The 15,982-nt window shown below is 68.9% G+C and carries 15 protein-coding genes; 8 read left to right on the forward strand and 7 right to left on the reverse strand.

The window, feature by feature from the left end:
- Positions 1 to 23 precede the first annotated feature (23 nt).
- Genes GD429_RS24245 through GD429_RS24255 form a run of 3 tightly spaced genes read right to left on the reverse strand, consistent with a single transcriptional unit; the run spans position 24 to position 3,009 of the window.
- The gene (locus GD429_RS24245) at positions 24 to 1,469 is read right to left on the reverse strand and encodes a LutB/LldF family L-lactate oxidation iron-sulfur protein (protein WP_152860617.1); all 1,446 of its coding nucleotides are present in this window, start codon (positions 1,467 to 1,469) and stop codon (positions 24 to 26) included.
- Complete coding sequence (locus GD429_RS24250; protein WP_152860619.1) at positions 1,466 to 2,212, reverse strand: LutC/YkgG family protein; 747 nt, start codon at positions 2,210 to 2,212, stop codon at positions 1,466 to 1,468. The genes GD429_RS24245 and GD429_RS24250 overlap by 4 nt, the downstream gene beginning before the upstream one ends.
- On the reverse strand, positions 2,209 to 3,009 hold the full coding sequence (locus tag GD429_RS24255; protein WP_152860621.1) for a (Fe-S)-binding protein: 801 nt from the start codon (positions 3,007 to 3,009) through the stop codon (positions 2,209 to 2,211). Before GD429_RS24255 ends, GD429_RS24250 begins: the two co-directional genes overlap by 4 nt.
- A gap of 128 nt (positions 3,010 to 3,137) precedes the next feature.
- Here GD429_RS24255 and GD429_RS24260 point away from each other — a divergent pair, with 128 nt between their 5' ends.
- From GD429_RS24260 to GD429_RS24270, 3 genes are all read left to right on the forward strand, one after another.
- A complete protein-coding gene (locus tag GD429_RS24260; protein ID WP_152860623.1) occupies positions 3,138 to 3,854 on the forward strand; it encodes a FadR/GntR family transcriptional regulator in 717 nt (238 codons plus the stop codon).
- Between the two features lie 233 nt (positions 3,855 to 4,087).
- Entirely contained in the window at positions 4,088 to 5,713 is a 1,626-nt protein-coding gene (locus GD429_RS24265) for a phospholipase D family protein (RefSeq protein ID WP_321574834.1), read from the forward strand.
- Positions 5,714 to 5,899: 186 nt separating this feature from the next.
- On the forward strand, positions 5,900 to 6,673 hold the full coding sequence (locus GD429_RS24270; protein WP_152860627.1) for a class II aldolase/adducin family protein: 774 nt from the start codon (positions 5,900 to 5,902) through the stop codon (positions 6,671 to 6,673).
- A 21-nt stretch (positions 6,674 to 6,694) separates the two neighbouring features.
- On the opposite strand, the gene GD429_RS24275 is transcribed toward GD429_RS24270, so the two are convergent.
- On the reverse strand, positions 6,695 to 7,660 hold the full coding sequence (locus GD429_RS24275; protein WP_152860629.1) for a hypothetical protein: 966 nt from the start codon (positions 7,658 to 7,660) through the stop codon (positions 6,695 to 6,697).
- Between the two features lie 611 nt (positions 7,661 to 8,271).
- Between GD429_RS24275 and GD429_RS24280 the strand changes: the two genes are divergently transcribed.
- On the forward strand, positions 8,272 to 8,706 hold the full coding sequence (locus GD429_RS24280; protein ID WP_152860631.1) for a CHRD domain-containing protein: 435 nt from the start codon (positions 8,272 to 8,274) through the stop codon (positions 8,704 to 8,706).
- A gap of 89 nt (positions 8,707 to 8,795) precedes the next feature.
- The gene (locus GD429_RS24285) at positions 8,796 to 9,758 is read left to right on the forward strand and encodes an alpha/beta hydrolase (RefSeq protein ID WP_152860633.1); all 963 of its coding nucleotides are present in this window, start codon (positions 8,796 to 8,798) and stop codon (positions 9,756 to 9,758) included.
- Here the strand turns inward: GD429_RS24285 and GD429_RS24290 are convergent.
- Positions 9,728 to 10,570, reverse strand: coding sequence for an EcsC family protein (locus GD429_RS24290; RefSeq protein WP_152860635.1), 843 nt, complete (start codon positions 10,568 to 10,570; stop codon positions 9,728 to 9,730). The two genes, GD429_RS24285 and GD429_RS24290, sit on opposite strands and share 31 nt — an antisense overlap.
- A gap of 113 nt (positions 10,571 to 10,683) precedes the next feature.
- On the opposite strand from GD429_RS24290, the gene GD429_RS24295 reads away from it, so the two are divergent.
- Entirely contained in the window at positions 10,684 to 12,279 is a 1,596-nt protein-coding gene (locus GD429_RS24295) for an MDR family MFS transporter (RefSeq protein ID WP_152860636.1), read from the forward strand.
- A 34-nt stretch (positions 12,280 to 12,313) separates the two neighbouring features.
- Positions 12,314 to 12,760: a MarR family winged helix-turn-helix transcriptional regulator gene (locus tag GD429_RS24300; protein ID WP_034179018.1), complete on the forward strand. Its 447-nt coding sequence runs from the start codon at positions 12,314 to 12,316 to the stop codon at positions 12,758 to 12,760.
- Positions 12,761 to 12,874: 114 nt separating this feature from the next.
- Here the strand turns inward: GD429_RS24300 and GD429_RS24305 are convergent, their stop codons facing one another.
- Both GD429_RS24305 and GD429_RS24310 read right to left on the reverse strand, forming a co-directional pair.
- Positions 12,875 to 13,456 carry a DJ-1/PfpI family protein gene (locus GD429_RS24305; protein WP_050016662.1) on the reverse strand — a complete coding sequence of 194 codons (582 nt, stop codon included), beginning with the start codon at positions 13,454 to 13,456 and terminating at the stop codon, positions 12,875 to 12,877.
- A 188-nt stretch (positions 13,457 to 13,644) separates the two neighbouring features.
- Positions 13,645 to 14,925: an amino acid deaminase gene (locus tag GD429_RS24310; RefSeq protein WP_152860638.1), complete on the reverse strand. Its 1,281-nt coding sequence runs from the start codon at positions 14,923 to 14,925 to the stop codon at positions 13,645 to 13,647.
- Positions 14,926 to 15,043: 118 nt separating this feature from the next.
- Between GD429_RS24310 and GD429_RS24315 the strand changes: the two genes are divergently transcribed.
- Positions 15,044 to 15,982 (forward strand): MurR/RpiR family transcriptional regulator, encoded by a 939-nt coding sequence (locus GD429_RS24315; RefSeq protein ID WP_152860640.1) that lies wholly within the window; start codon positions 15,044 to 15,046, stop codon positions 15,980 to 15,982.

The following is a 15,982-nucleotide window of genomic DNA, read 5'->3' on the forward strand; positions in this document are numbered from 1 at the left end:
GGTACGGTCGGGAAAGCGGTGTTCTATTCGGGCTGGCCGCGTGCGCGCAGCAGGTCGGACAGGCTGCGCGGCGCCGGTTCGAGCGGCGTGCGGTGCTGCGTCCAGCCCATCTGTTTCGCGGGCGTCAGCGCACGCAGGCGGGTCGCCGCCCAGCGGAACGCGCGGTACGCGCGCGGATGCGCGAACGCGCCCGACCAGAAGCGCCACACGAGGTCTTCCGCGCGGTTGTAGTTCGCGCCCTGGCCGCGCAGCGGATGCGCGACGGGTTCGTCGGGCTTGCGGTTCGCCTCGGTGCGCAGCCGCACGAGCAGTTGCGGGATCGGGATCCGGACCGGGCATACCTCGCCGCATGCGCCGCACAGCGTCGACGCGGTCGGCAGGTCGGCCGTCGCGTCGAGGCCGAGCAGGTGCGGCGAGATGATCTTGCCGATCGGCCCCGGGTAGGTCGTCCCGTAGGCGTGGCCGCCGATGCGCGTGTAGACGGGGCAGTGGTTCATGCACGCGCCGCAGCGGATGCACTGCAGCGTCGCACGCGGCTGTTCGTCCGAGTAGGCCTGCGTGCGGCCGTTGTCGAGCAGCACGAGATGCAGTTCGCGCGGGCCGTCGCGTTCGCCGTCGCGGCGCGGGCCCGAGATCAGGTTGAAGTAGGTCGTGATCGCCTGGCCGGTGGCCGAGCGCGTGAGCAGGCTCGACAGCGGCACGATGTGCTCGAGCTTCTCGACGACCTTCTCGATCCCCATGATCGCGATGTGCGTGTCGGGCACCGTCGTCGACAGACGGCCGTTGCCTTCGTTCTCGACGAGCCACAGCGTGCCCGTGTCGGCCGCCGCGAAGTTCACGCCGGACAGGCCGATGTCCGCGTCCGCGAACGCGCGGCGCAGCGCGCGCCGGCCGGTCTGGATCAGCTCGTCGACGTCCTCCGTGTAGCGCGTGCCGGGGATGTGTTTCTCGAACAAGCCGGCGATGTCGCCGCGCGTCTTGTGGATCGCCGGCATCACGATATGCGACGGCTTCTCGCCCGCGAGCTGCACGATGAACTCGCCCATGTCGGACTCGATGCAGTCGACGCCGTGATCCGCGAGGTAATGGTTCAGCTCGATTTCCTCGCTCGCCATCGACTTGCCCTTGATCACGCGGCGTGCCTTCTTCGCCTGCGCGATGCCGAGCACGATCGCGTTCGCGTCGGCGGCCGTCTCGGCCCAGTGCACGTGCACGCCAGCTTCGACGAGCTTCGCCTCCAGCCGCTCGAGCAGCGCCGGCAACTGCGCGAGCGCGTGCTGGCGCACGGCTTCACCGAGATCGCGCAACTGCTGCAGCTCGGCGTCGTCGGGGAATTGCGTCGCGCGCTTGTCCTGCAGGAAGTCCATCGCACCGCGAAAACTCCGGCGCAGCGCCGGATCGTCGAGCGCTGCGCGCGCGCGGGCCTTGAAGTCGCCGGGGGCGACGAATTGCAGCGTGTGGTCGCTCATCGCGGCAGCTCCTCGCAAGCGGTTGCGGCCGGCCGGGCGGCCGTGGCATCGGCATTGGCAGCCGGATCGGTGACGATCACGACCCACAGCCGGCGCGGGCCGTGCGCGCCATAAGCGAGCGTCTGCTGGATGTCGGACGTCTTCGACGGCCCGGACACCAGCACCAGGTTGGTCGGCATGCCGGCGTGCCAGCGCTCCGCGTGCACGGCTTCGTGCAGGTCCGCGTGCAGCGTGTTCGCGTGGACGAGCGCGACATGCAGCGGCGGCACCAGCGACACCGTGCGCGGGGTGCCGGCGTCGGGTGCGACCACGACGGTGCCGGTTGCCGCAATGCCCGAGCGGGCGACGGTGAAGCCCGCATCGATCGTGTCGAACAGTTCGGCCTTCCACGCGTCGATCGGCCGGTCGAACGGCACGGGCGCGATCTCATCGGACAGCGCGCGGGCGAGCGCCGCGGATTCGGCGCGCGCCGGGTCGAGCAGCAGGCGGCGCACGCCGGCGTCGGCGAGACGCGCGGCGAGCTGAGCGGGCCATTCGTCGTCGGTCGCGCACCAGACTTCCGCGTGCGATGCGGCGAGCGCGGCCTGCATCGCCGATGCGAGCGCGAGCGGATCGCGCGCGGCCGATGTGCGGCCCGTGTCGTAATGCGTGTCGATGCGTGCGTCGAGCGCGGCGGCGGCCGTCGCGGCGACGCCCGGGGCGGCGGCGCGCAGGCGCGCGAGAATCGCGGCGCGCGCGCTCATCGCTTGTCTCCGCGCAGTGACGCGGCACCGGCCGTGCGCCGCCACAGGAAGCTCGCGAGATGCTCGACCGGCAGCTGCGCGCCGGCCTTGGTCGCTGCGTGGCCGATGTTCAGCAGGCAGCCGCAGTCCGCGGATACGAGCCGGTCGCAGCCGGTCGCGCAGGCCGACGCGACCTTGTCGTGCACCATCGCGCCGGAGATGTCGGGATGCTTCAGCGAGAACGTGCCGCCGAAGCCGCAGCATTCGGATTCGCGTTCGTGTTCGATCCGCGTCACGCCCGGCAGCGCGTCGACGAGCGCGACGCCGTGCCCGCGCGTGCCCATCTCGCGGCGCGCCGCGCACGACGTGTGCAGCACGACGCGCTCGTCGGGCCCGGCGCTTGCCGCGGCCGCGTCGAGTTGCACGTCGAGCACATGGATGAGGAATTCTGCGAGTTCGTAGGTCCGCTCCGCGATTGCCCGCGCCTTCGGGCCGTGGACGGGATCGTCGGCGAACAGCGCCGGCCAATGGTGACGGATCATGCCCGCGCACGAGCCGGACGGCACGATCACGGGCCACGGTTCGGCGAACAGGTCGAGCTGCGCGGCCGCGACGCGGCGCGCTTCGTCGGGATTGCCGCTGCTGTAGGCCGGCTGCCCGCAGCAGCTCTGGCCGCGCGGATAGTGGACGGTCAGGCCCTCGCGCTCCAGCAGGCGAACCGCGTCGAGCCCCGCTTCGGGGACGAACAGGTCGACCAGGCAGGTCGCGAACAGATAGACGTGCGCGGCGGCGGCGGCGGGGTACTGCCTTTCGTTCATGTCTCGCTCCAGTGGCGACGGCCCGGCATGCGGGACGACGATTTCGCTGCATAATTCCCGCGACGGCGCCGTAGCTCAAATTGGTTGGGCCAATCGGCGCGACGGGCATTCCGGAGGGAGACGCGACGATGGCAGCGATGACGGCACGGGGCCGGACCGAAGTGGTGATGCGCAAGATCGAGACGGCGCTGCTCGACGGCACCTGGCCGGCCGGTGCGCGCCTGCCGGCCGAGCGGGTGCTCGCGCAGCAGTACGGCGTCGCGCGCAATACGGTGCGCGAGGCGACCCAGCGGCTCGTCGCGCGCGGGCTGCTGCAGAGCCGGCGCGGCGCGGGCGTCTACGTGACGGACCAGTTGCGCGCGGGCATCGCGTCGCCGTGGGGCCAACTGGTTGCCGATCATCCGGCGCTGCGCGACGACATCCTCGAATTCCGCCGCGTGCTCGAAGGCGCGACCGCGTATTTCGCCGCGCTGCGGGCCGATGCGAACGACCGGCGCCGGATCCGCACGCTGCTGCGCGAACTCGAAACCGCGCATGCGAACGACGACGCGGCCGTCGAGGCCGCGACCGACGCGAAGCTGCACGAGGCGATCGCACGCGCATCGCACAACACGATGTTCCTGCACCTGCATACGAGCGTGATCGGGATGCTGCGCGAGCACATCTCGATCAACGTGGCGGGCATGACGACGGACGACGAGCAGGCGTCCGAGCTGCTGTTGCTGCAGCACCGCGTCGTATGCGACGCGATTTGCGCGCACCGGCCCGAAGAGGCGCGCACCGCGATGCAGACGCATATCGACTACGTGCGCAGCCATTTCGAGCGCAGCGGCGACGCGGCATGAGATTGGTCGGACCGCCTCGGTGCGCGGGCCGCCCGGCGGACGGATCCGGGATGATCGGACATCGACGCCAGGCACGCGGTCATTCGCCGGCCGCCCATGCCGCCCGCAGCAGCGGGGCGCCGCCCGCGCGATTGACCGGTTCGTCGGGCGCCCACTAGAATCGGCTGGAACCGCCCGCCAGCCGCGCGCCGCGGCGAATGCGGACCGTTGTTCCGCCAGTCGAGGAAGCTTCCGTGCTCACGTCTTTCATCCGGCGCGCGCCGGCCGCGCTGTCGTGGCGCGCCGCATGCCGCCCGGTTCGTGCGCTGGCCGTCTGCGTGCTGCTGTCGTTCGTCGCCGCGTGCGCGACGCATCCGCCCGCCACCACGCTCGATCGCCCGGTTTCCCATGCATTGCCGCCCGATGCCGCGACGCCGCTGCGCGACGCGCTGGCCGCGCCCGGGACCGCGCATCCGGGCCAGTCGGGTTTCCGGCTGCTGGCGGACGGCGCCGAGGCGCTGCAGATGCGCATCGCGCTCGCACGCGCCACGACGAAGACGCTCGACATGCAGTACTACATCGCGACCGAGGACGCGACCGGCAAGCTGCTGCTCGCCGCGGCGCTCTACGCGGCCGATCGCGGCGTGCGCGTGCGGATGCTGGTGGACGACCTGAACTTCCGCGACATCGATCGCATCATGGCCGCGCTGAACACGCACCCGAACATCGAGATCCGCGTGTTCAACCCGTTCGGCGCGTCGCGGCAGCGCATGGTCGAGCGCACGACCAACTTCTTCACGCGCATCGACAGCTTCACGCGCCGGATGCACAACAAGGCGATGATCGCGGACAACCAGATCGCGATCGTCGGCGGCCGCAATCTCGGCGACGAATATTTCAGCGCGAGCCCGACGCTGCAGTTCCGCGATCTCGACGTGCTCGCCGCCGGCGCCGTGACGAACGACATCTCGGCGAGCTTCGACACCTACTGGGCAAGCGCGAGCAGTTATCCGCTGCGCGTGCTGAATCACCAGTCGTTCGATCCGAAGGATCTCGACGCGATGCGCGACGAGCTGCGCAAGCACTGGCGCCAGAACGCCGATCCGTACAACGCGAAGCCGCTGAACGCGACGCCGCTCGCGCAGCAGATCGCGCGCGACGAGTTCGCGCTCGTGTGGGCGCCGGCCGAGTTCAAGGCCGACGCGCCCGACAAGGTCGCGCAGCCGGACGACGCGTACGTGAGCCCGCCGATGCGGCGCCTCGTCGAGCTGACGCGCGGCGCGCAGCAGGAATTCCTCGCGTTCTCGCCGTATTTCGTGCCACACGACGCGGGCGTGAAGATTCTCGGCGACACGACCGCGCGCGGCGTGCGCGTCGCGATCCTGACGAATTCGCTCGCCGCGACCGACGCGGTTGCCGTGCAGGCCGGCTACGGGCCGTACCGCGTGCCGCTGCTGCAGCACGGCGTCGAGCTGTACGAGTTCAAGGCGCAGCCCGGCCGGCAGCGCCCGCGCCTGTTCGGGTCGCGCTCGCGGGCCAGCCTGCACACGAAAGCGTATGTGATCGACCGGAAGATTCTCGTGATCGGCTCGATGAACCTCGATCCGCGCTCAGCGCACCTGAATACCGAACTGGCGCTCGTGATCCACAGTCCGGCGCTCGCGCAGCAGGCCGCGACGATCTTCGCGCGCGTGACGCAGCCGGACGAAAGCTATCGCGTGAGCCTCGCGACGCCGGCGGGCGGCGGCCCGCCCGAACTCGAGTGGACGGGCACGGACGACGGCCTGCCGACCACCTATCACGTCGATCCGCACGCGGGCCTGCTGCGCAACCTGATGACCGGCATCTTCACGCTGCTGCCGGTCGACGACCAGCTTTAGGGCGAGCGCAAGCCCGCCATTGGCGTGAACGGGCCTCAGGAGGACGGCAGCGCTCCGGCTAAACCCGCGTTACCGGTGCGCGGGGAAAGGTGATATGGTTGTGTGCGCAACTATCGCGTCGGCGTGACGGTGCCGCCGGACGGCTCGCGCCATGCGCACCGCTCACATCCGCAACCGGAGTTCCCCATGCAACGTGTACCGAACCAGCCGTTCACGCGTCCCGCCCGTTTCTCCGAAGCCGAATGGCAGGCGCGCGTGCAGCTCGCGGCGGCCTACCGCATCTTCAATCATCTCGGCTGGACCGAGCTGATCTACAACCATATCTCGCTGCGCGTGCCGGGCGAGGACGGGCATTTCCTGATCAATCCGTTCGGGCTCCATTACAGCGAGGTGTGCGCGTCGAACCTCGTGAAGATCGACATCGACGGCAATGTGATCGGTCATTCCGACTGGCCGATCAATCCGGCCGGCTTCACGTTCCACAGTGCGATCCATGCGGCGCTGCCCGATGCGCACTGCGTGATGCATGTGCACACGACGCCCGCGATGGCCGTGTGCTGTTCGCGCGACGGGCTGTCGTTCTCCAATTTCTATTCCGCGCAGTTGTACGGGAAGGTCGCGTATCACGACTTCGAGGGCATCACCGTGCATCTGGAGGAGGGGCGGCGCATCGTCGAGAGTGCCGGCGGGCGGCCCGTGCTGCTGCTGCGCAATCACGGACCGGTGACGATCGGCGCGACGCTCGCGCAGACGTTCTCGCTGATGTGGCTGCTCAATCGCGCGTGCGAGGTTCAGGTTGCCACGCACGCGATCGGCGACGCGCTGCCGATTGCGCCGCCCGTGCTGGAAGCGTGCGTTCGGGATTCGCTGAATTTCGACCCGAAGCATGGCGCGGGGCAGGACGCGTTCGACGCGTTGCAGCGCATCGTCGATCGCATCGACCCCGGCTATCGCGCGTGACGCGGGGCGGCCGCGCGGCCGCTAGAAGCGGTAGCCGAGGCCGGCCTGGATCACGTCGGTGTCGCGGTTGTAGCGCGTGACCACGCGGTTCCACGTGATGCGCGTGAGCCAGCGATCGGAGAGCCGGTAGCTGGCCGAGATCGACACGATGCCCGAGAGCCGGCCGTCGCTGGGCCCGGGTTGTCCTTCCCGGTTGCGCTCGTTGACCGCGAAATAGCCGCCGACGCCGGCCGCCAGCGTGACCTTGTCGTTCAGGAACGCGCGCGTGAGCCACAGCTCCGATGCAATCCCGTTGCGGCGGATGCCCTGTTTCGCGCCTTCGTACAGCCACGTCGCCGTCCAGTCGACCGAGCGCGTGAGGCCGCGCCGGTATTCGAGGCTGCCGCCGAGCGTCGACGGCGACGAGCGGCTGTTGAGGATCGTCTCGCCGAGCATCGCGGTGACCTCGTTGTCCGTGACCTTGCGCGTGCGCGGCAGCGCGGTGTCGCGCGGGCCCGGCGTGTCGGGCGCATCGAGCTGGTAGCCGACGCCGAATATCACCGACGTCGTCGCGGGGCCGCTGAACACCTGAGTGCGGTTCAACTGAAGCTGCGCGAGCCAGCGGTGCGACGTGTAGTACGCGGCGCGCACGCTCATCAGCACGCCCCAGCCGTGCGTGTTCGAGTAGCCGCCGCCTTGGGCGACCGGCACCGTATCGAAGTAGCGATACGGGCCGACGCCGGCCGACAGCACGAAGCGGCGGTTCTCGAGCGGCATGCGGCCCCAGAACTGCACGGCCTGGCCGTCGCGGTGGTGATTCGGAATGTGGCCTTCGTTGAGCCAGGTGAAGCCGAGCGCGGTGTGTGCGCTCAGGCCTTCCTGATAGTCGAACGCCCACGAGTACGAGCGGCCGCCGCCGCCCCACAGCGAGCCGGCGAACAGCGAGAATTCCTGCGCATCGGCAGGCGCGCCGTAGAGCGCGGCAACGGAACACAGGCCCGCCAGCATCGGGCGGACGCGGAGAGGTCGGGGCGGGCGGGGCAGTGGACGACGGGCCGGCACGGTTCACTTCCAGTCACGATCGGACGTCGTCATTGTCACGCGCATGCGATGACGTGTCGATGAGGGTTTGCGCAATACCCTGTTCCGCGTCGTGACCACGGTGCGTGCGCGTCTTCGCGCCGCACGACAGGATGGGCTGCGCGAGATGCGATGCGAAGGAGCGGCAGCGGAAACTGCTTCGTCATGCTTGTCATCCGGCGGGTACGAGTACGAGTTCGCTTCGCGATGCCGGTATGCCGCGTCGCCAGGCCGCGCGGCGCGGGCAAAAAAAACGCGGCCGGGTGGCCGCGTGAATACTCGCAGACTCCTTCGGACGAAGGAAACAAGCAACTGTGAGACGAAGTGTAGCGAAAGGCCGTGCGCGGATTCAGGTGTCAGGCTGCAAAGGTCTCTTCCAGGTTTCGGCAGGCTGCGTGGGCGTGCGATCCGCATCGACGATGCCCGGCGCGCCCGGCCGGGTGCGATCCACGGTACGAATGGTCGACAGGCTGTCGGATCGACTACCATCACGTAACGCCCCCGTTCGGGCGGCGTAAAACGTCGTGCAAGGAGAGTCCATGCTTAAGCTGCGTTTGCTCCAGGTCGCGTTACTCGCGGGCGTGCTGGCCGCCGGCAGCGCCGCCGCCGAAACGGTGCGCCTGTCCGCCAATCTCCAGCCGTCGAGCGAAGTGCCGCCGACGGCGACCAAGGGCTCGGGCGCGGTCCACGCCACCTACGACACGGCCACGCACATGCTGCAGTGGACGGTGACTTACGAACACCTCACGGGGCCGGCCACCGCCGCGCATTTCCACGGGCCCGCGCCGGTCGGCCAGAACGCCGGCGTGCAGGTGCCGATTCCGAAGGACGAGCTGGCGAGCCCGATCAAGGGCTCGAAGGAGCTCACCGACGCGCAGGTGACCGACCTGATGGGCGGCAAATGGTACTTCAACGTCCATACGAAGGAGCACCCGTCCGGCGAGATTCGCGGCCAGGTGATGCCGGCGAGCTGAGGGCCGGCGTTTGATATAGAGGCCCCTTTCGAGCGGCACGGAAACGATCGCACGTACCATCGTCACACTGCGATTACGGAGCGCGTCCGATGAGTTGGCAAAGCAAGTTCGCCTGCTGGCTGCTGCGCAGGCAGTTTCGTCCCGAGACCACGCGCGAGGTGCTCGACCCCGCCCGCGCACGGCGCTTTGCCGACCTGCGGACGGCCGTGCCGCGCCGCGCGCCTTCGGGCTACCGGCTGCGCCGGTGCTACGGCGCGGGCGACGCGCCGTTGCGCGGCGAATGGCTCGAACGCACCGATGCGGGCGCGGGTCGCGGCCCCGGCCGCACGCTGCTGTATTTCCACGGCGGCGGCTATTACTTCTGTTCGACGAAGACCCATCGGCCGCTCGTGTTCGGCCTGACGAAGCGTGCGGGCGTGCGCTCGTTCTCGCTCGACTACCGGCTCGCACCGGAAAACCGCTTCCCGGCCGCGCTCGACGATGCGCTGGCCGCATATCGACAGATGCTGGCGCTCGGCACGCCGCCCGGGTCGATCGTGGTCGGCGGCGATTCGGCGGGCGGCGGCCTCGCGCTCGCGACGCTCGTCGCGCTGCGCGACCGCGGCGAGCCGTTGCCGGCCGGTGCGATCCTGTTCTCGCCGTGGACCGACCTGGCCGGTACGGGCGAGACGATGCGCACCAACGACGGCGCCGATCCGATGTTCGCCGGCGCCGCGCTGGCGAAGGCCGCGAAGCTGTACCTCGGCGACGCGCCGGCGACGAATCCGTACGCGTCGCCGCTCTATGCGGATTTCACGGGCCTGCCGCCGCTGTATATCCAGGTCGGCAGCACCGAGGTGATGCTCGACGATTCGCGCCGGGTCGCCGACAAGGCGAAGGCGGCCGGCGTGCCGGTGGAGATCGAGGTGTGGCCGGACATGCCGCACGTGTGGCAGCTTTACGCGCCGATGGTGCCGGAAGCGTGCGATGCGCTCGACCGTGCGGCCGCGTTCCTGCGCCGCGTCGCGGTCGAACGCGCGGTTCAGTGCGTCGGCGACGCGTCGGTTGCCTGATAGGCGGCCTTGACGGCCACCGAGCCGTACTTGCGCTCGAGGCGGCGCACGGTGAAGTGACCGTGCGCCATCTGCTGGAAGTGGTCGATGAACAGCGTGTTGACGGTCGCGCCGAGCACGGCGCCGATCGCCGGGATCGACTTCGCGGCCATCTGCTCGGTCACCTGCACCGAGAAGCGCGATGCCACCGTCTGTACCAGCTTGAACACGGCCGCCGAACTGTGCGCTCCGATGCCTTTCGTCGTGATGTCCGACGACGCCTTCGAGATCGCCTGCGCGAGCGCGCCGCGCAGCACGAAATAGCCGAGATCGGCGTCCTCTTCCTGCTTGTCCGGGTTGCCGCCCATGCCGAGCACGGCCAGGCATTGCAACTGCGACTCCACCGATGCGAGATCCTCGCCCTCGCTGCGCGCGATGTCGCACACCGAGCGGAAGATCAGCGTGGTCGTCACCGGCAGCTCGACCGGCAGCGCGAGAAAGCCGAACGCGCCGCCCGCCGCGCCGGTCGTCGCGACTGCAAGCTTGTGCAGCAGGTTGCTGGGTTTCTCGGGCTCGGCGTCCGGCGCCTGCGGCTTGCCGAGCGTGCGCAGCGCGATGTTCAGGCACTTGCGCAGCGCGAGCTGCGTCGCATCGTTGATCTTGCCGGTCGCGAAATCAGGCAGCCGCGCGATCATTTTCTCGACCGGCGCGCCGAGCACGCCCGTCAGCTTCATCGTCAGCGACGGGCTTTCCAGCACCTGCTTCGCGCGCCGCAGCGCGTCCCGATCCTCCGGCGACAGCGTCGTCGCGGGGGTGATTGAAATCGGTTCCATTCTTCTCCTTCGTGGCCGGGGCGGGTTGACCATCGCCGGCCTAGATTACTCCGTACTCCGGCATGCTAGAATTTTGAGATTGTTTGACTCATCAAAAGTTGCATCGACAAAAAATGGCCGTCCACACTGCCGCCCACCATTCGAGCGGGCAAGTCCTGCCGTTCCGCGAATCGCTGCTGGCGATGATCGGGCTCTCGTTCGTCACGATGCTCGTCGCGCTCGACCAGACCGTCGTCGGCACCGCGCTGCCGACCATCGTCGCCGAGTTGAGGGGCTTCGACCTGTACGCGTGGGTCGCGACCTCGTACCTGCTCAGTTCCGTGATCACGGTGCCGATCTTCGGCCGCCTCGGCGACTATTACGGCCGCAAGCCGTTCGTGATCGTGTCGATCGTCGTGTTTACCGGCGCGTCCGTGCTGTGCGGGATGGCCAACGACATGCTGAGCCTCGTGCTCGCGCGCGGGCTGCAGGGGATCGGCGGCGGGATGCTGGTCGGCACCGCGTTCGCGTGCATTCCCGACCTGTTCCCCGATTCGGTCGTGCGGCTGCGCTGGCAGGTGCTGATGAGCTCCGCATTCGGCATCGCGAACGCGGTCGGCCCGTCGCTCGGCGGCGTGCTGACCCAGTCGTTCGGCTGGCGCTCGGTGTTCTACGTGAACCTGCCGGTCGGCCTGCTGTCGCTGCTGTTCGTGTGGCGCTACCTGCCGCACCTGCGCCACGTCGAGCACGATCGCAAGATGCGGCTCGACTGGCCGGGCGCGCTGCTGATCGCGCTGTCGCTCGGCGCGCTGCAACTGTTCGTCGAATGGCTGCCGAAGTACGGCGTCGCGAGCTGGGCGTCGCTGCTGCTCGTCGTCGCGGTCGGGGCCGGCGTCGGCCTGTGGCACTGGGAGAAGCGCTGTGCGCAGCCGATTCTGCCGTTCGACATGTTCGGCAACCGCGCGCTGTCGACGCTGTTCCTGCTCGCGATCCTCGCCGGCTTCTCGATGTTCTCGCTGCTGTTCTATGCGCCGCTGCTGTTCCAGGGCGGCTTCGGGATGTCGCCGAGGGAGGCCGGGCTCGTGATCACGCCGCTCGTCGTGTTCATCACGATCGGCAGCATCATGAACGGCCGCGTCGTCACGCGCATCCGCAATCCGAACGCGATGCTGCACGTCGGCTTCGTGCTGTTCGCGATCGCATGCGCGGGCATCGTCGTGTCGACGCACACGACGCCGACCTGGATGCTGATGGCGTTGATGGTCGCGGGCGGCATCGGTCTCGGCTTCGTGCTGCCGAACCTCACCGTGTTCGCGCAACAGGCGGCCGGCCGCGAGCACCTCGGCATCGCGACGGCGCTGCTGCAGTCGCTGCGGATGGTCGGCGGGATGATCGGCACCGCGCTGACGGGCACGCTCGTCAACCAGATGTATTCGGGCGGTGTGCGCGATGCCCTCGCGGCCGACCATGCGATGCAGTGGCATGCGCAGCTCGCCGATCCGCAGATCCTGATCGACCGCGCGGCGCAAAGCGGTCTCGTCGCCGAGCTGACGCGCGCCGGGCATAATGGCGCGCTGCTGCTGGAAGCGGCCCGCGAATCGCTCGTCAGTGCGATTCACCTGGGCGTCGCGATGGCGGCCGTCGTCGCCATGGTGGCGGTGTGGCAGTGCCGCCGCGTGCCGCCGATCGCGCTGCGGCGCAAGATCGAGCCGCACGTCGCGGCCGATTAACGATTCAACGATTCACCGGAAACGAAATCAGCGCATGGAAGAACAGGACCGCGTCGCGATCTTGCAGCAATTCGGACGCACGTATCGCGCGTTCATGACCGCGTTCGAAGCGCACGTCGGGCAGCCGATGCCGCGCTGGCGCATCATGGTCGCGTTGCACACGATGGGCGGGCATTCGTCGCAGAAGAAGCTCGTCGAAGTGCTGCGCATCGATCCGGGCGCGCTCACGCGCCAGTTGAAGTCGCTCGACGCGCTCGGCTGGATCGAGCGCGAATCCGACGCACGCGACAACCGCGTGACCAACGTGACGCTGACGGACGACGGCCGCGCCGCGTTCGACGCATGCCTGCCGCGCCGCAAGGCGTTTCTCGAACAGACGGTGGCGCAGTTGCCGGACGACGTGCTGAACGCGCTGTCGGGTGCGCTGGCGATGCTGGAATCGCGGATCGCGGACGTCGGCTCGACGCCGGTCGCACGCTGAGGCGCGGCGCGGGCAGGTGCATACACGCCGCGGCCGCGACCGATCGCGACCAGTAAGCGGGCACGAAGTCCCGCCACCGGCCGGCGCTTCAATTCATCTCAATTCACTTCACGTTCACAGCTCGATGCGCGTTCCCAGCAGCGCGAGGAACTGCGCGAGCCATGCCGGATGCGCGGGCCACGCGGGCGCGGTGACGAACGGCGCGTCGGTCACGGCCGCATCGACCGGGATATCCGCGTATTCGCCGCCCGCGAGCTTCACCTCGGGCGCGCAGGCCGGGTAGGCCGAGATGCGCTTGCCGCGGATCACGTCGGCGGCCGCGAGCAGTTGCGCCGCGTGGCAGATCGCGGCGATCGGCTTGCCGGCTTCGGCGAACGCGCGCACGAGCGAAATCACCTTCGGGTCGAGTCGCAGGTATTCCGGCGCACGGCCGCCCGCGATCGCGAGCGCGTCGTAGCGCGATGCATCGACGTCGTCGAACGCCGCGTTCAGCGTGAACTGGTGGCCGGGCTTCTCGGTGTAGGTCTGGTCGCCCTCGAAATCGTGGATCGCGGTCTTGATCTTGTCGCCCGCGCGCTTGCCAGGGCAGACTGCGTCGACATGGTGGCCGACGGCCTGCAGCGCCTGGAACGGCACCATCGTTTCGTAGTCTTCGGCGAAATCGCCGGTCAGGAACAGGATCTTTTTCGCGGCCATGGCTTTCTCCAGTGAAGCAGCGTTGAGGGCCCGTTCACGCCGCGTGCGGCAGAAGGGCGCAACGGTGTCGAGGCGCCGTTGCGCGGCGCGCAATGGCCCCGAGGACGAAAGCGCAGTGTACTCCGGCAGATTGAAGCGCGCGTGACGACCGCCCCGCGCGAGCGGCGGAGCGGCGCGCGCAATATGCATCAGAAGAACGTTTCGACCACTTCCGTCACGCGGAACTGCGGATCGAGCACGAGCACCTGGCGCCACTTGTCGAACGTCAGGCACGGGTGCGAGATGTCGAACGCGACCATGTCGCCGACCTTCACGTCCGCGCCTGACGGGATCTGCAGGTACGCGTGCTGGTCCATCATCCCGGTCACTGCCCAGCCTTCGGCGGCGGCGACGTCGCGCGGCGCAGTGTCGCGGCCCGGGCGGAAGTGGCGCGCCGGCTCGGGCAGGCCTGCGTCGAACGCCGCGTCGCGCTTGCCGAGCGCGACGATCGCGCGATTCTGCTCCGGCACCGACTGCACGTACGCCCACAGCTGCAGCGCGGGCAGCAGCCCTTCGCCCATCGTGCGTGCGATCGGGTTGCGCGCGAACACGTCGGTTTGCGCCTTCTTGTAGATGCCGACGTCGTGCGTCAGGTAGCAGCCCGGACGCAGCACGACTTCCGCGAAGCCCGCGTCGGACGCCTTCGCGAATTCTTCCGCGACCACGTCGTACCACGCCGAACCGGCGCCGGACAGGATCGCCGGCGTGCGCGCGAAGCGGCCCGCGCCGGCCAGCTCGCGCGTGAGCGCGACCGCGTCCTGCAGGAACGCGCGGATCTCGCCTTCCTCCTTCAGCACGCCTTCGTAGAGTTCGATGCCGGCCAGCTTCAGCGTGTCCGGATAGCGCGCGAGCGCGGCGAGCACGGCCTCGCGCTGCGCGGCGTCGCGCACGCCCGCGCGGCCGCCCGGCACGCCGAGTTCGAGCAACACGTTCAGCGTTTTTTTCGCGTCGCCGAAGAAGCGGCCGAGCTGGTCGACGCTGTCGGCGGAATCGACGAGGCAGAAGAATTCGAAGTCGGGATCGGACAGTAGCCCGGCGATGATCGTCATGTTCTGGCGGCCGACGAGCTGGTTCGCGAGCAGCACGCGCCGCACGCCGCCGTGATACGCGGCCTGCGTCTGGTGCGCGGTCGCGAGCGTGATGCCCCACGCACCGGCGTCGAGCTGGCGGCGGAACAGTTGCGGCGCCATCGTCGTCTTGCCGTGCGGCGCGAACTTGACGCCATACTGCTGGACGAACGCCTGCATCCAGTTCAGGTTGTGTTCGATGCGGTCCTCGTAAAGCACGGCAGCCGGCAGGCTGACGTCTTCCGCGAGCAGGTTCCACTCGAGGCGGCCCGCGTCGCCGAGCGGCACGCTGGCGCTCGGCAGGTTGCCGAGTCCCTTGCCGAAAGGATCGATCGTCGCTTCCTGATAGTTTGTAACTTTCATGTCATCCCGCTCCATCATCACTATGCATTGCACTGAAGTTGACATGCCGATGGTACAGAAAGTAGCATCGGCGCGGTGATGTTATTTAGTAACATCAGGCTTCGAACCTTTTCCGCAGATGAATACGCCCGCCACCCCGTCCGCTCCGCTCGCGGCCGAGCCCCATCCGGCTTCGGCCACCCCGCCGGTCCTCGACATCGTCGCGAGGATCGCCGAATGCGCGCCCGAGTTGCGCGATGCCGAGCGCAAGGTCGCCACGTTCATCCTCGCCGATCTCGCACGCGCCGCGCATGCGAGCATCGGCGCGCTCGCGCGCGACGCGGAGGTCAGCGTCGCGACGGTCACGCGTTTCGCGAAGGCCGTCGGCTGCCGGGACGTGCGCGAATTGAAGGTGCTCGTCGCGCAGGCGGCGGCCGTCGGCCAGCGTTTTCTGGTGCCGTCCGACGATGCACCGGCCGCCGACGCGAGCCCCGCATCGGTCGTTTACGACGAGATCCGCGTGGCGCTCGCGCACAACCACCAACTGCTGCGCAACACGTCGTTCGACGCGGCGGCCGACCTGCTCGCCGGCGCGAAGATGATCTACGTGTACGGGCAGGGCGGCGGCTCGACCATGCTCGCCGACGAGCTGCGCTTCCGGCTCGTGCGCTTCGGCCGGCCGGTCGCGAGCTACCAGGACAGCCTGCTGCAGCGGATGGTGTCCGCGACGCTGTCGCGCGACGCGGTCGTCGTCGCGCTGTCGGTGAGCGGGCGCGTGCCCGAGCTGCTCGAGAGCTGCCGGCTCGCGAAGCGCTACGGCGCGAAGCTGATCGCGATCACCGCGCCGGCTTCGCCGCTCGCGAAGCTCGCCGACCACCTGATCCCGGTCGTCGCGTTCGAAACCGATTTCATTTACAAGCCGTCGACGTCGCGCTACGCGATGATGATGGCGATCGACGTGCTCGTCACCGGAGTCGCGCTGCGGCTCGGCGATGCGGGCCGAGAATCGCTGCGCCGCATCAAGCATGCGCTCGATGCGCATCGCGGCGGCGGAGACCGTCAACCGGTAGGAGACTGA

The sequence above is a fragment of the Burkholderia sp. BE17 genome, assembly GCF_009362305.1.
Classification (GTDB): Bacteria; Pseudomonadota; Gammaproteobacteria; order Burkholderiales; family Burkholderiaceae; genus Burkholderia; species Burkholderia pyrrocinia_C.

Coding starts and splice junctions, on each gene's coding strand:
- GD429_RS24305 (WP_050016662.1), bottom strand. CDS start 13,456: ATGGCCGCGAAAAAGATCCTGTTCCTGACCGGCGATTTCGCCGAAGAC.
- GD429_RS24280 (WP_152860631.1), top strand. CDS start 8,272: ATGCTTAAGCTGCGTTTGCTCCAGGTCGCGTTACTCGCGGGCGTGCTG.
- GD429_RS24275 (WP_152860629.1), bottom strand. CDS start 7,660: ATGCTGGCGGGCCTGTGTTCCGTTGCCGCGCTCTACGGCGCGCCTGCC.
- GD429_RS24315 (WP_152860640.1), top strand. CDS start 15,044: ATGAATACGCCCGCCACCCCGTCCGCTCCGCTCGCGGCCGAGCCCCAT.
- GD429_RS24260 (WP_152860623.1), top strand. CDS start 3,138: ATGGCAGCGATGACGGCACGGGGCCGGACCGAAGTGGTGATGCGCAAG.
- GD429_RS24250 (WP_152860619.1), bottom strand. CDS start 2,212: ATGAGCGCGCGCGCCGCGATTCTCGCGCGCCTGCGCGCCGCCGCCCCG.
- GD429_RS24300 (WP_034179018.1), top strand. CDS start 12,314: ATGGAAGAACAGGACCGCGTCGCGATCTTGCAGCAATTCGGACGCACG.
- GD429_RS24290 (WP_152860635.1), bottom strand. CDS start 10,570: ATGGAACCGATTTCAATCACCCCCGCGACGACGCTGTCGCCGGAGGAT.
- GD429_RS24255 (WP_152860621.1), bottom strand. CDS start 3,009: ATGAACGAAAGGCAGTACCCCGCCGCCGCCGCCGCGCACGTCTATCTG.
- GD429_RS24310 (WP_152860638.1), bottom strand. CDS start 14,925: ATGAAAGTTACAAACTATCAGGAAGCGACGATCGATCCTTTCGGCAAG.
- GD429_RS24245 (WP_152860617.1), bottom strand. CDS start 1,469: ATGAGCGACCACACGCTGCAATTCGTCGCCCCCGGCGACTTCAAGGCC.
- GD429_RS24285 (WP_152860633.1), top strand. CDS start 8,796: ATGAGTTGGCAAAGCAAGTTCGCCTGCTGGCTGCTGCGCAGGCAGTTT.
- GD429_RS24295 (WP_152860636.1), top strand. CDS start 10,684: ATGGCCGTCCACACTGCCGCCCACCATTCGAGCGGGCAAGTCCTGCCG.
- GD429_RS24270 (WP_152860627.1), top strand. CDS start 5,900: ATGCAACGTGTACCGAACCAGCCGTTCACGCGTCCCGCCCGTTTCTCC.